11 protein-coding genes are annotated in these 13,568 nt (G+C 65.6%); 9 read left to right on the top strand and 2 right to left on the bottom strand.

Annotated elements, in window-relative coordinates:
- Nucleotides 1–60: 60 nt before the first annotated feature.
- A complete protein-coding gene (locus HRL51_RS09420) occupies nucleotides 61–1,062 on the bottom strand; it encodes a LacI family DNA-binding transcriptional regulator (protein ID WP_172191457.1) in 1,002 nt (333 codons plus the stop codon).
- A complete protein-coding gene (locus HRL51_RS09415) occupies nucleotides 1,047–2,072 on the bottom strand; it encodes a LacI family DNA-binding transcriptional regulator (protein ID WP_172191455.1) in 1,026 nt (341 codons plus the stop codon). The genes HRL51_RS09420 and HRL51_RS09415 overlap by 16 nt, the downstream gene beginning before the upstream one ends.
- Before the next feature lie 238 nt (nucleotides 2,073–2,310).
- Between HRL51_RS09415 and arfA the strand changes: the two genes are divergently transcribed.
- The 9 genes from arfA (at nucleotide 2,311) to mmsA (ending at nucleotide 13,566) form a co-directional block, all read left to right on the top strand.
- Nucleotides 2,311–3,819, top strand: coding sequence for an arabinosylfuranosidase ArfA (gene arfA, locus HRL51_RS09410; protein WP_172191453.1), 1,509 nt, complete (start codon nucleotides 2,311–2,313; stop codon nucleotides 3,817–3,819).
- Nucleotides 3,820–3,955: 136 nt separating this feature from the next.
- The gene (locus HRL51_RS09405; protein WP_172191451.1) at nucleotides 3,956–5,293 is read left to right on the top strand and encodes an extracellular solute-binding protein; all 1,338 of its coding nucleotides are present in this window, start codon (nucleotides 3,956–3,958) and stop codon (nucleotides 5,291–5,293) included.
- A gap of 20 nt (nucleotides 5,294–5,313) precedes the next feature.
- Complete coding sequence (locus HRL51_RS09400; protein ID WP_172191449.1) at nucleotides 5,314–6,258, top strand: carbohydrate ABC transporter permease; 945 nt, start codon at nucleotides 5,314–5,316, stop codon at nucleotides 6,256–6,258.
- Nucleotides 6,248–7,189 (top strand): carbohydrate ABC transporter permease, encoded by a 942-nt coding sequence (locus HRL51_RS09395; RefSeq protein ID WP_172191447.1) that lies wholly within the window; start codon nucleotides 6,248–6,250, stop codon nucleotides 7,187–7,189. The genes HRL51_RS09400 and HRL51_RS09395 overlap by 11 nt, the downstream gene beginning before the upstream one ends.
- 112 nt (nucleotides 7,190–7,301) lie before the next feature.
- Nucleotides 7,302–8,267 carry an aldose 1-epimerase family protein gene (locus HRL51_RS09390; RefSeq protein WP_172191445.1) on the top strand — a complete coding sequence of 322 codons (966 nt, stop codon included), beginning with the start codon at nucleotides 7,302–7,304 and terminating at the stop codon, nucleotides 8,265–8,267.
- A gap of 246 nt (nucleotides 8,268–8,513) precedes the next feature.
- A complete protein-coding gene (locus HRL51_RS09385) occupies nucleotides 8,514–9,404 on the top strand; it encodes an NAD(P)-dependent oxidoreductase (protein ID WP_172119502.1) in 891 nt (296 codons plus the stop codon).
- A gap of 153 nt (nucleotides 9,405–9,557) precedes the next feature.
- A complete protein-coding gene (locus HRL51_RS09380; protein WP_172119558.1) occupies nucleotides 9,558–10,544 on the top strand; it encodes a LacI family DNA-binding transcriptional regulator in 987 nt (328 codons plus the stop codon).
- 267 nt (nucleotides 10,545–10,811) lie between these two features.
- A complete protein-coding gene (gene chvE, locus HRL51_RS09375; RefSeq protein WP_280528696.1) occupies nucleotides 10,812–11,957 on the top strand; it encodes a multiple monosaccharide ABC transporter substrate-binding protein in 1,146 nt (381 codons plus the stop codon).
- Between the two features lie 82 nt (nucleotides 11,958–12,039).
- Nucleotides 12,040–13,566 carry a multiple monosaccharide ABC transporter ATP-binding protein gene (gene mmsA, locus HRL51_RS09370; protein WP_172191984.1) on the top strand — a complete coding sequence of 509 codons (1,527 nt, stop codon included), beginning with the start codon at nucleotides 12,040–12,042 and terminating at the stop codon, nucleotides 13,564–13,566.
- Nucleotides 13,567–13,568: the final 2 nt, after the last annotated feature.

The raw sequence follows: 13,568 nt of genomic DNA, 5'->3' as shown, positions 1-13,568 counted from the left end.
CGGCGTCGCGGACCTGCGGGGTCGGGCTGGGTCCTGGTACGGCGGTGGCACCGGCGGGAGTCATGAGGAGGTCGGGGCGGGACGCCGGGAGGACTCCCGGATCGTGAGGGCTGGGGCTACCTCGATCTCGGGAGGGGGCGCGGGCGCACCGGCCAGGACGGCGGTGACGGTCCTGACCAGCTCAGCGGCCAGGGCCTGCGCCCCGCAGGACACGCTCGTGATCCCGGGGGAGGCGAAGGCAGCCGTCTCAGTGTCCCCGCGCCCGATGACGACGACGTCCTCGGGCAGACGAGCACCGTGTCGTTGCAGCGCGGTCACAGCTCCTGCGGCGACGGCGTCGTTGTGGCACACGACGGCGTCGACCCTCGGGCCGCAGTGAAGCAGCCTCGCAACGGCCTCCACGCCCGAGCGCACGGAGTCCGGGTCCGTCAGGCGCAGGACCGCGCCAGGCGGGACCTCGATGCCGGCCGACTGCAGCCCGTGGGAGCAGGTCTCGGTCCACTGGTCGGCAGGCTCGTTGACGCCGAGAACGGCGGCCCGGGTGCGACCAAGCTGGTGGAGGTGACCGGCGACCAGGAGCGTCTGGGAAGCAGAGGAGCAGGACAGGCGAGGCAGGTGCGTGGGTCCGTCCTCGGCCACGAGCACCACGCCCCTGGCGTCCGCAGCGTCATGGCCCGGGGTGATGGAGCGGGGGAGGAGGATGAGCGCGTCGCACTGGCTGCGCCACGATCCTGCGAGAAGGGCTGCCTCTCGCTCTCGCTCGCCCCCGGTGAGCTCTAGGACCACTTGCAGGTCCGTCGCGGCCTGCATCACCTCGGCTGCCAGGTCTGCGAAGATCGGCTGCTGCAGGGTGGGAACGGCGAGCGCGACGGCGCCGTGACGGCCCGATCGCAGGGCGGCGGCGCCTGCGTTGATGCGGTAGCCCAGGCTGGCTGCTGCGGCCAGCACCCGCTGTCGGGTCTCCTCGGAGGCCCCGCCCGCCCCGCGCAGGACGTTGGAGACTGTCTTCGCTGAGACTCCCGCGACCTGCGCGACGTCCTGCATCGTCACTCGTGTGTCCACGGGCGGGTCCCTCCGATCGTGGAGTCGCGTGGAAGAAGGGTGACGTCCTCGACGCGTGTGCGAGCGGGCAGGGACGGGTTGTCCAGGCGCGTGAGGAGGAGGTCGAGGGCGTCGTCGGCGTAGGAGCTGAGCCGTGGGGAGACGGTCGTGAGGGAGGGGACGGAGAATCGGGAGATCTCCAGGTTGTCGAAGCCTGTGACGGCGACGTCGTCGGGCACGCGCAGGCCCTGGCGGCTCAGCTCGTGCAGTGCTCCCAGGGCGAGCCCGTCATTGAAGGCGAGGACGGCGTCGAAAGGGTGACCGGAGGCGAGCAGACGACGGACAGCAGCTGCTCCCTCGGGTCGTCGCCAGTCGTCCGTCGCGACCAGGAGGGGCGCCTCGATGCTTGTGCCAAGCCTGGCGGTGGCCGACTGCAGGGCGCGGGTCCTGGCGCGGGCGGCCCCGTGGCCAGGGCTCCCTTGCTCGGGGACTCCCAGGACGGCGATGTGCTGGCGGCCCAGGGCCAGCAGATGGGCTAGGGCGAGGTGGATACCTGCGTCATTGCCCATCGTGACGCGGTCGACCTCGCCATGCTCGTTCTCGCCCAGGACGACGACGGGACGACGACGGGCCTCGATGCTCAGGTGGCGTGCCTCCAGCCCTTGCCAGTAGAGGATGACGCCGTCGAGCTCGACGTGGCGGGCGAGGAACTCTTCCTCGCCCTCGCCATGTTGTCCGGTGACCCCGAGGACGACCGAGAGGCCGTGCTGGGCGGCGGTCCTGGTGATGCGGTCGGCGAGCTCGGCGAAGAAGGGCTGGCCAAGCTCGGGGACCGCTAGACCAATGACGCCGGACCGTCCGGTTCTCAGGTACGTGGCGGCCCGGTCGGGGGAGTAGCCCAGGGACCGAATCGCCTGCAGCACCTTGTTCCTCGTGCCCTCGGACACGCCAGATTCATCGTTGACAACGCGTGAGACTGTCTTGGCGGACACGCCTGCGAGCGAAGCGACGTCGAGGATCGTGGGCGGCATGGGTGCAGTCTACTCATATGGGCGCGGAATGTGCTCCGAGGCATATTCATCGCTGTCATTCACAATGGTGCTTGAGGAGCCACGTAGTGACAACGTATCTGATGAACGATGCTGATGATGTTGTCCAAAAGGGTTGACAACGATGAAGTGATGGGGGACGCTTACGTTGCCGCCGGACGGGGAAGACATGTGGACGCCGTTGGCGAGCTCGATGTACTACACCTCAAGGAGAGTCCCTATGGCTAACGCACGCATCGCGGTTGACGCCCACCGCCCCATCGGCGATATCGACCGCCGTATGTACGGCGTGCTCGTGGAGCACATGGGCCGGTGCGTCTACACCGGGATCTTCGAGCCGGACCACCCCACGGCAGACGAGCACGGTCTGCGTCAGGACGTCATGGAGCTCGTGCGCGAGCTCGGCATCACGGTGGCCCGCTACCCCGGCGGCAACTTCGTGTCCAACTACCGCTGGGAGGACGCCATCGGCCCGGTGTCCGAGCGTCCCACCCGCCGCGAGCTGGCCTGGCACTCCACCGAGCCCAACTCCTTCGGCCTGGACGAGTTCATGGAGTGGTGCCGTCAGGCTGAGATCGAGCCGATGATGGCTATCAACCTCGGTACCCGTGGCGAGGAGGACGCTGTCAACATCCTCGACTACACCAACGGCGAGCTCGGCACCCAGTACGCGGACATGCGCCGGGACAACGGCCACACCGAGCCCTACAACGTGCGCATGTGGTGCCTGGGCAACGAGATGGACGGCCCCTGGCAGGTCGGCCACAAGAACGCCGAGGACTACGCCTACCTCGCTGGCTCGACCGCCCGCGCCATGAAGATGATGGACCAGGACCTGGAGCTCGTGGCCTGCGGGTCCTCCGCCTGGGAGATGCCCACCTTCGGTGACTGGGAGCGCACCGTCCTCGACCTCAACTACGACGAGGTCGACTACATCTCCATGCACCGCTACGTCGATCCTGACGTCCAGGACCGCGCCAGCCTCCTCGCCGCCGGCTACGACATGGACCGCTTCATCGACGGCGTCATCGCCACCGCGGACGCCGTGGGCGCCAAGAAGCGCTCGGACAAGAAGATCAAGATCAGTGTCGACGAGTGGAACGTGTGGCGCCTGTCGGAGTGGAACTCCATGGAGCACGGCTTCGCCACCGACGACTGGCCCTTCGCCCCCAAACGGATCGAGGACGTCTACACCGGTGCCGACGCGCTCGCCCTGGGCGGCATGCTTATCTCCCTGCTGCGCCACGCCAACCGTGTTAAGGCGGCGTGCATCGCCCAGCTCGTCAACGTCATCGCCCCCATCATGACGGAGAAGGGTGGACGGGCCTGGCGCCAGACCACCTTCTACCCCTTCTCCATCGGATCTCGTATCGCTCGCGGCACGGCCTACGACGCCGTCGTCTCCACTCCGCGCACCCAGACCGAGCGCTACGGCGAGGTCGACCAGCTCGACGCCGTCGTCACCTGGGACAAGGAGGCTGGCACCGGATCCCTGCTCGCTCTCAACCGCTCACTGACTGAGCCGGTGGACCTCAGCGCCGTCCTCGACGGCCTGGGAGTCAGCCGCGTCGTAGAGGCTCAGGTCCTGGCGCCTGAGGACCTGGACGCCGTCAACACCGCGGACAACCCGGACGCCGTGGTCCCCGTGCCCCACGCCGTGGAGCTGTCCGACGGCGTGCTCACCACCACGCTGCCTCCGGCCAGCTGGCTCGCCGTCGAGCTGGCCTGAGCGCCTGCCGCCTGGGGTCGCCAGCCGGTTGACGACCCCAGGCAGCGTTCCCGTCCCCTACGAGCACCGGCCAGTCGTGCGCGAGGCGCTGCGCGACGCACATCTGTATCAGCACTCATTGACAAGGAGGTCAATGATGAGTCAGCTCTGGGTCCCCGGTCGGGGAATGCCGAGCCGGCGCAGCTTCCTGACCGCCGCTATGCTCGGCGGCGCCGCTGTCGCGGGAGGAGGGCTGCTGTCGGGCTGCTCCAACGCCTCGGCACAGGACCGTACCAAGGTCCAGCTGTGGCACCTGTTCACAGGAGGTGACGGTGGCGTCTTCCAGGCGATGATGGACACCGTCGGCCAGCAGAACCCTGGGATCGAGATCGACCCGGTCGTCCTGACCTGGGGAGGGCCCTACTACACCAAGCTCGCGATGTCCTCAGTGGGTGGACGGTCTCCGGACCTGGCGGTCATGCACGCCACCCGCGTGGTCGGCTACGCTCCAGGCGGGCTGCTCGACACCTGGGACCTGGACCGTCTGGCTGACCACGGCGTCACACAGGACATGTTCTCTCCCACCCTGTGGGAGAAGTGCTTCGTGAACGACAAGCAGTTCGCCGTCCCCCTGGACTTCCACGCCTTCCTCATGTTCTACAACACCGACCTGTGCGAGCAGGCCGGGCTGCTGGACTCCAGCGGCAGGCTCAGCAGGCTGACCTCGCCCGAGGCCTTCCTGGAGGCGGGGCGCGCGCTCGCGGACGTCACCGGAGGCCAGGGAATCTCCTACGGCTACACCGGCGACGGTGCTCAGGTGTGCCGTCTGTGGTGGGGGCTGTACTTCCAGACCGGCGCCACGGCGACCCTGACGCCGGGCAAGAAGGCGGACCTGGACCGCGAGGCGGCGGTCACGGTCACGCAGTTCGTCGCTGACATGCTCGACGGCCAGATCGCTGACCCGAACATGGACTACGGCGGCGCCATCGCCTCCTTCTCTACCGGTCGTACGGGTATCACCTTCATGGGCAACTGGGAGCTTCCCTCGTTCCAGAAGGCTGAGATCCCCTTCGACGCCATGACGATGCCAACCGTCTTCGGGGCACCCGCCACCTTCGGTGACTGCCACGTCTTCGTGCTTCCTCACCAGGACAAGGTGGACGAGGAGCGGCGTGACGCGGCCTACGAGGTCGTGGCAGGGATGCTCAAGAACTCCCTTGACTGGGCAGGAGGCGGACACACTCCCGCCAACCTCCAGGTCACGGACTCGGCTGAGTACCAGGAGCTGGTCCCGCAGTCCCACTACGCCAACGCGATGGATGAAGGCGTCTTCGAGCCCGCAGCGTGGTTCACAGGCTCCGGAGGCGACTTCCAGGCGCGCGTGGCCGAGGTCATGCAGTCGTGCTGGCTGTCCCACTCCCTGACGGCTGAGCAGGCTGTTGACGGTCTCGTGGACCGCCTCGACGCCATGCTCGCCCAGAACCCGCCCGCCTGAGAGACGAGGAGCAACGCATCATGTCAGTCAGTACCTCCTCGCGCTCAGCGCGTCACGCTGAGGCTGCAAGGGCTTCTCAGCCCTCGATCAAGCGGCTGGGCTCAGGCCTGCCCTTCCTCGTGCCCTTCCTCGTCGTCGCGGTCCTGTTCCTGATCCTGCCGATCCTGTACGGACTGTGGCTGTCCTTCACCGAGCAGTCCCTCATGGGCAACGGTGGCTGGGTCGGCCTGGACAATTACGTCGAGGCCTTTGGTGACACCACGATGTGGCAGACCCTGGGGCACACCGTCGCCTTCACCGTCATGAGCACCATCCCGCTGGTCCTCATCGCCCTGGTGATGGCGCTCCTGGTCTACATCGGCATCCCCGGCCAGTGGTTCTGGCGCCTGGCCTTCTTCGCGCCCTACCTGCTGCCGGTAGCCGTCGTGGTCCAGGTGTGGACCTGGTTGTTCAACTCCGACGTCGGCTTCGTCAACTACTGGATCGAGCAGATGGGCCTGGACAAGGTCGGCTGGCTCACGGACGTCGACGTCGCCATGTGGTCCATGGTCATCCTCACCGTGTGGTGGACGGTGGGCTTCAATTTTCTGCTCTACCTCTCCAGCCTCCAGGCGATCCCGGACCTGCTCTACGAAGCCGCTGAGGTAGACGGTGCCGGGTTCTGGCGCAAGCTGTGGTCGGTCACTCTGCCCCAGCTGCGTGGGACCACGGTGCTCGTGGCTACGCTGCAGGTGATCGCGTCTCTGAAGATCTTCGACCAGATGTTCATCGCCTTCAACGGCGGCTCCGGACCTGAGGGCTCGACCCGTCCGATTCTCCAGTACATCTACGACACCGGCTTCACGAACTACCGGATGGGTTACGCCTCGGCGATGTCCTACATCTTCTTCGCCGTCGTCATCGTCATCACGGTCGTCTTCCAGATGGTGACCCGTTCGCGGAAGGGCAAGAACAATGAGCGCTGAGACCACCGCCGCCTCCACGGTGACCAACCCCTGGCTCGCTGCCATGGCCCGTTCTCGTGCCGAGCGTAAGGCGGAGACTCGTCGCACGCGCAACCTCCTGCTCGGCCAGTCCAAGGTCGCCCGGGTGGTGGCCTTTGCCCTCCTCGCCTTCCTGGCCGCCAGCTGGCTGCTGCCGCTGGCCTGGGCGATCGACACCTCGCTGAAGACTGAGAACCAGGCACAGTCGCTGCCGCTGAGGTGGTTCCCCGAAGGCGGGTTCACCCTGGAGAACTACCGCGTGGTCTTCGCGCGCGGTGAGGTCTTCACGTGGATGGGCAACACCTTCCTCATCGCGGCTGCGGTCACGGTGCTGACGGTCATTATCTGCGCGCTGGCCGGATACGCCTTCTCGCGCACGGTCTTCGCTGGTCGGCGAGTGCTGTTCCTGCTGACCATCGCGCTCATCATGGTGCCGGGCCAGATTCTGATCGTCCCCCTGTTCAAGGAGATGGACGCCCTGAACCTGGTGGACACCTTCGCAGGAGTCATCCTGCCCCAGACCATTGCCCCGATGATGGTCTACATCTTCAAGCAGTACTTCGACCAGGTGCCCCAGGAGGTCGAGGACGCCGCCCGAGTGGACGGAGCCGGGAACTGGCGCCTGTTCTGGAACGTCATCCTGCCGATCTCACGGCCCATCGTGACCGCTGTGGCGATCTTCGTGTTCATCGGAGCGTGGAACAACTTCATGTGGCCCTTCATCGTCACCAACAACCCTGACCTCATGACCCTGCCGGTCGGGTTGTCCACGGTGAAGAACGCCTACGGCATCATCTACGCCCAGACGATGGCCTCAGCCATGATCGCGGCGCTGCCACTGACCCTGCTGTTCATGGTCTTCCAGCGCCAGATCATCAAGGCCGTGGCCACCACGGGCCTGGGCGGTCAGTAGGACTGCTTCCGAGGCGGGTGGGCGACTAGGATCGTGAGCGTTCACGCGACGCCGCGCGATCTGACACCTCAACCTGGCGCCTGACGCCGTCCCACTGCTAGCGAGGAGCAGCATGATCAACGGAGAGCTCATCGACCTGGTAGCCGGCCCCTACGAGGCTCGCATTGCCACCTCGGGCGCCACGCTCGTCCACCTGCGTCGCGAGGGACGCGACGTCGTCGTCCCCTTCGACGCCGAGCGGACGCTCCCGGCTGCCTGGCAGGGCAAGACCCTGGTCCCCTGGCCCAACCGCATCAAGGACTCCACCTACACCTACGCCGGAGCGGACTTCCTCGTCCCCTGCAACGAGCCTGACACGGGCTCGGCGCTCCACGGGCTCGTGGGGTGGTCGGACTTCCAGGTCGCCTCCGAGACCGGCGACGACGACGTCGCTGCCCCGCGCAGCGAGGTCACGCTCGAGCTGACCCTGCCGCCCTCCTACGTCTACCCCTGGGCCCTGGAGATCGCGGTCCGTTTCGCCCTGGACGCCGAGCGAGGCCTGACCGTCACGACGACCTCAACGAACCTTGGGGCCGCGGCGGCGCCGGCCGCTAACGTCGCCGGTGCGCCGGAGCTCGACGGCGTGCTCGCGCCCGCCCCTTACGGAGTGTCCTGCCACCCCTACCTCACTCGTGGCGTCGTGCTGGACAAGTGCGTGCTCACGGTTCCGGCCGAGCGTGTCCTCGACGTCGAGCCCGGCACGATGGCACCGGCCGGTGAACGCGAGATCGCGGGAACCGACTGGGACTGGCGCGAGGGCCGGCTCGTGGGGCAGACCTCGACGGACAACGCCTACACCGGCCTGCCTGACGGAGTGTGGCAGGTGCGGCTGACCGGTGGCGAGGGCGGACGCACCGCCGTCATGAGCTCAGACGTGCCGTGGGTGCAGGTCTACTCCGGTGAGCACCTGGGGCGCCGTGGGGTCGCGGTCGAGCCCATGACCTGTCCTCCGAACGCCTTCAACTCCGGGCAGGACCTGGTGACGCTGGAGGTGGGCCAGTCCCACGAGTTCACCTACCGCCTCTTCGAGGAGGACTGACGGGGCTCAGCCTTGCTGAGACAGACCTGTCGCGGGTCGCCGAGCACAAGCGGCTCGGCGGCCCGCGACAGGTCTGCCTGCATGGTGCCGCTCGTCTCCAGCTCAGGCTGGGTGGGGAGAGCTGGAACAAGGGGCCATGAGAAGGACCACTGCGCCACGAATAAGTGTTATCGTCGCACTAACAGCGTTCCAGCAAGGAAGCGGAACAGCTGACTGACGAGCGCCACAAGGAAGCGGAGAAGCACGATGACGGATATGACGGTCGCGGTACTCGGTCTGGGCGCCATGGGGCTGCCGATGGCGCAGCACCTGGTCAAGGACTTCCCGGTCAAGGCCTTTGACCCCTTCGAAGCGCGCCGGGACCTGGCGCAGCAGGCCGGTGCGCAGGCCTGCACGAGCGCCGCGGAGGCCTCGAAGGACGTCGACGTGGCGGTCATCGCCGTCCGGTCCGCGCCACAGGTGGAGGCGGTCCTCTTCGGGGCGGACGGCGCCTCCGAGACGCTGAGGGAGGGAAGCGTCGTCGTCGTGACCTCGACGGTCGGCGCTGAGTGCGTCCTGGACACGGAGGCTCGGTTGGCCGCCCGTGGCGTCGGGCTGGTGGACGCCCCTGTGTCTGGCGGAGCGGTGCGAGCCGGCGACGGCGAGCTGCTCATCATGCTGGGAGGCAGCCAGGAGCCGCTTGCAGCCGCACGTCCGGTGCTCCAGGCGCTCGGCTCCAACCTTGTGGAGATGGGGGAGTGCGGGGCCGGCCAGAACATGAAGGCTGTCAACCAGCTCCTGTGCGGCATCCACACCGCCGCGGCCGCCGAGGCGCTGGCCATGGCCAAGACCCTGGGGCTGGACCCCATGCGGTGCATCGAGGTGATGGGTACCGGTGCCGCGGCCTCCTTCATGCTGGCTGACCGTGGCCCGCGCATGGTCGAGCAGATGGAGGGACATACCCCTGAGCTGCGCTCACGCCTGGACGTCATCCTCAAGGACATGGGCATCGTCGGCAGCCTCACCCGTGCGGCGCAGCTGCCGACGCCTGTGGCCAGTGCGGCGGAGAACCTCTACCGGGTGGCGAAGGCCGCAGGGCTGGAGGCTGAGGACGACTCCGCGCTCGCGGCCTACCTGCTGGGCCAGGCTCGGGCCTGACCGGTGGGCGGCGGTCCTGTCGGTGCCCGGATCGCGCTGTTGTCAGGGCAAGATAGGGCTATGACGGGAGCGAGACCAGCCGACGGCGTGCGAGGCACTCGTGAGCAGACGTCTGCGGGGACGGCATCGGCACCTCAGGGCCGCCGCCCCGGGATGATGGACGTTGCCCGGGCTACGGGCGTCTCGCACCAGACAGTCTCTCGCGTCATCAACCGCCCTGACTCCGTCCGCCCGGCGACGCGCGAGCGTGTGCTGGCCGCGATCAAGGAGCTGGGATACCGGCCCAACCTTGCAGCGCGTGCGCTGGTCACCGACTCCACCCGGATGATCGGCGTGGTCTCGGGCCGGTCCTCGTACTTCGGGCCTGCATCAACCACGGCGGCGATTGAATTGGCGGCCCGCGGCGCGGGGTATGGGACCCTCGTGACGTCCCTGCGTGAGGGGGATGACTCGGAGGTAGATGAGGTCCTGGGCTTCCTTGCGACGCGGGGAGTTGACGGCATCATCGTGGTGGCGCCGTCGATTGGCATCGCTGACGCGGCCAGGGCTGCTGCCCGCACGGCACCCATGGTGGTGGTGGCTGACGGCTTTGAGCCCTCGGCGCGTCTCCATGCTGTCTGCGTGGATCAGGAGCTGGGAGCCAAAATGGCGGTGCGTCACTTGATCGGTGCAGGGCGGCGCAGGATCGCCCATATCGCCGGCCCTAGTGACTGGTTCGATGCACAGGCTCGAGTGCGTGGGTGGCGAACTGCGATGGAGGATGCTGGCCTGGATGCCTCGGAGCTGTACTGGGGCGACTGGACTGCGGAGTCGGGCTACACCCTGGGCACAGAGATCCTGGTCCGGCTCGAGCGGGAGCCGCTTGACGCGCTCTTCTGCTCCAATGACCTCATGGCACTCGGTGTGCTTGCCGCGGCACGTGACCAGGGGGTGCCGGTGCCCGAGCGCCTGGCCGTCGTGGGCTATGACGACACCGCGGGGGCTGAGTACTACGCCCCGCCACTGACCACCGTCAGCCAGCCTTTTGAGGAGATGGGGCGGCTGTGCGTCGAGGTGCTGCTGCGGGCGATCGCCGGGGAGGCGGGCGTCAGGCACTCTGTACCTCCGACGCTCAAGGTACGACGCTCCTCCTCCCTGTAGCGCTGATGAGAAGAGCATTAGCCGCGGGTGAGTATCCGAGGTCTGTGTGAACGCTCACTGAGATCGTCACAGGTCTTGTTGATAACTGGTGCTGGCGGTGAAAACCTGTGAATTTCATTGGTGTATTGGCTTATTTCGTGTCCAGGACAGAGTAGGTGTCGTCCGTGTGTTGACAGCCGGAAGATGAACGTTCACACTGATGGGGTGCTGGATGCTCCCACATCGAGGTGTGAGTGAGCGCAGTTGTCTCTCAAGGAGGAGAATCCCATGTCCCGAATGCTCACGCGTCGCTCGGTCCTGGCCAGTGGTCTGGCTGTCACTGGTGTCGCGCTGCTGGCTGCCTGTGGTGGTTCCGGAGCCAGTGGCGGCAGTGGTAACGACACCGCTGGCAAGGATGCCTCGGAGATCAAGATCGGCGTCGCCATGCCGACCAAGTCCTCCGAACGCTGGATCAAGGACGGCGAGAATGTCAAGGCTCAGCTGGAGAAGCTGGGCTACAAGGTCGATCTTCAGTTCGCTGAGGATGACATCCCGACCCAAGCCAACCAGATCGACAACATGGTCACCCAGGGTGCGAACCTTCTTATCATCGCCCCGATCGACGGTACAGCCCTGTCCAGCCAGCTTGATGCTGCCGGAGAGGCTGGTATCCCCGTGATCTCCTACGACCGCCTCATCCGCGACAATGAGAACGTCTCCTACTACACCAGCTTCGACAACTACGACGTTGGTACCCAGATGGGCACCTCGCTCCTGACAGGCATGGGTCTGCTCGACGCCGAGGGCAAGGAGACCGGAGAGGCCGGTCCCTTTAACATTGAGCTGTTCGGCGGCTCCCCGGATGACAACAACGCACCGTTCTTCTTCAACGGAGCCATGGACGTGATCAAGCCGTTCATTGACAAGGGCGTCATCAGCGTCAAGTCCGGGCAGACCGCCTTTGACACAGTCGCCACCATGCGTTGGGACGCAGCCACCGCCCAGTCCCGCATGGACAACCTCATCACCTCCACCTACTCAGATGGTTCTCGTGTTGATGGCATCCTCTCGCCCTTGGACTCCATGTCCATCGGCATCCTCGGTGCCCTTAAGGCGGCCGGCTACGGTACTGCAGCGCAGCCATACCCGACGGTGACGGGACAGGATGCGGAGGTTGCCGGGATCAAGTCGATCATGGCCGATGAGCAGTACTCCACTATCTTTAAGGACACCCGTAGCCTGGCAGACGCCGCCGTCCAGATGGCCGTGGCGATCCTGGACGGCGGTGAGCCGGAGGTCAATGACACCAAGACCTACGACAACGGGGTCAAGGTTGTCCCGTCCTACCTGTTGAAGTCAGAGATCATCACCAAGGACAACGTCCAGTCCTCCCTCGTTGACACCGGCTACATCACTCAGAACGAGCTGAAGTAGTCCGGCTTGGAGCAGCGGCTCACGTGGGTGCGAGCCGAGGCCCGCACCCACTGCTGAGAAGGAGGAGAGCGACGTGGGGGACATGATCCTCGAAATGCGTCATATCACCAAGCGCTTCCCGGGTGTGCTGGCGCTAGATGACGTCAACTTCCAGGTCCAGCGTGGACAGATCCACGCGATCTGTGGAGAGAACGGCGCTGGGAAGTCCACACTCATGAAGGTGCTGTCTGGGGTCCACCCGCACGGCACCTACGAGGGTGAGATCATTTTTGACAATCAGGAGTGCGCGTTCTCGGACATCAAGAGCTCCGAGGCCGCTGGTATCGCCATCATCCACCAGGAACTCGCACTTAGCCCGTTCTTGTCGATCGCGGAGAACATCTTCCTGGGTAACGAGCGGGCCTCACGTGGTGTCATCGACTGGCACAAGACTAATGCGCAGGCTCAAGAGATCATGGCCAAGGTTGGGCTCGACGAGCATCCGGGTACCAAGATCCAGGACATTGGGGTTGGCAAGCAGCAGCTAGTCGAGATCGCCAAGGCGCTGGTGAAGAACGCTCGTCTGCTCATCCTCGACGAGCCGACGGCGGCCCTCAACGATGACGACTCGATGCACCTGCTGTCTCTCATGCGCCAGCTCAAGGCTCAGGGCATCACATGCATCATCATCTCGCATAAGCTCAACGAGATCCGTGAAATTGCAGACTCCACCACGATCATTCGTGACGGTCGGACCATCACGACCATGGATATGCACGCTGACGGGGGAGTAGATGAGGCCGAGATTATTCGGCACATGGTCGGACGCAGCCTGGACAACCGCTACCCCGATCACGAGTCAGTGATCGGTCAGGAGGCTCTTCGCCTGGAGGGATGGACCGTCCGTCACCCTGCCGATGCCACTCGACGCGTTGTTGACGACGTCAACCTCCATGTGCGTCACGGGGAAATCGTTGGGTTGGCAGGCCTCATGGGGGCTGGGCGGACCGAGCTGGCGATGAGTGTGTTTGGTCGCGCCTACGGACGCGATATCCAGGGCAAGATCTTCAAGGATGGCAAGGAGATCGAGCTCAAGAATGTCTCTGAGGCGATCGCCAGCGGGCTCGCCTATGTCTCTGAGGATCGCAAGCGCTACGGCCTCAATCTCATTGGCTCGATCCAGAGCAACATGTCCTCGGCTGCTCCGCGTCGTTTCTCTCGTGGTGGGGTCCTCGACCTTGGCCAAGAGCGGGTGACGGTCTCGGCCCTGTCTAAAGAGATGAATGTTAAGGCTCCCACGATCGAGTCCCGGGTTGGTGGGCTGTCAGGAGGCAACCAGCAGAAGGTTGTCCTCGGCAAGTGGGTGGCCACTGAGCCTGACGTCCTCATCCTTGATGAGCCAACCCGAGGAATTGACGTTGGGGCCAAGTATGAGATCTACACCATCATCAACAAGCTTGCGGACGAGGGGAAGGCGATTCTAGTCATTTCCTCCGAGTTGCCAGAGCTCCTGGGGATCTGCGACCGGATCTACACCCTGTCCGAGGGCCGCATCACTGCTGACGTCCCTCGAGACGAGGCGAGTCAGGAGGTCCTCATGCGCTATATGACTCAGGTAAAGGAAGACTGACC

Source organism: Actinomyces faecalis, assembly GCF_013184985.2.
Taxonomy (GTDB): domain Bacteria; phylum Actinomycetota; class Actinomycetes; order Actinomycetales; family Actinomycetaceae; genus Actinomyces; species Actinomyces faecalis.
This window is presented reverse-complemented; position numbering and strand designations above follow the sequence as displayed.

Coding starts and splice junctions, on each gene's coding strand:
- HRL51_RS09395 (WP_172191447.1), top strand. CDS start 6,248: ATGAGCGCTGAGACCACCGCCGCCTCCACGGTGACCAACCCCTGGCTC.
- HRL51_RS09385 (WP_172119502.1), top strand. CDS start 8,514: ATGACGGATATGACGGTCGCGGTACTCGGTCTGGGCGCCATGGGGCTG.
- mmsA (WP_172191984.1), top strand. CDS start 12,040: ATGATCCTCGAAATGCGTCATATCACCAAGCGCTTCCCGGGTGTGCTG.
- HRL51_RS09390 (WP_172191445.1), top strand. CDS start 7,302: ATGATCAACGGAGAGCTCATCGACCTGGTAGCCGGCCCCTACGAGGCT.
- arfA (WP_172191453.1), top strand. CDS start 2,311: ATGGCTAACGCACGCATCGCGGTTGACGCCCACCGCCCCATCGGCGAT.
- HRL51_RS09415 (WP_172191455.1), bottom strand. CDS start 2,072: ATGCCGCCCACGATCCTCGACGTCGCTTCGCTCGCAGGCGTGTCCGCC.
- HRL51_RS09380 (WP_172119558.1), top strand. CDS start 9,558: ATGATGGACGTTGCCCGGGCTACGGGCGTCTCGCACCAGACAGTCTCT.
- HRL51_RS09405 (WP_172191451.1), top strand. CDS start 3,956: ATGAGTCAGCTCTGGGTCCCCGGTCGGGGAATGCCGAGCCGGCGCAGC.
- chvE (WP_280528696.1), top strand. CDS start 10,812: ATGTCCCGAATGCTCACGCGTCGCTCGGTCCTGGCCAGTGGTCTGGCT.
- HRL51_RS09400 (WP_172191449.1), top strand. CDS start 5,314: ATGTCAGTCAGTACCTCCTCGCGCTCAGCGCGTCACGCTGAGGCTGCA.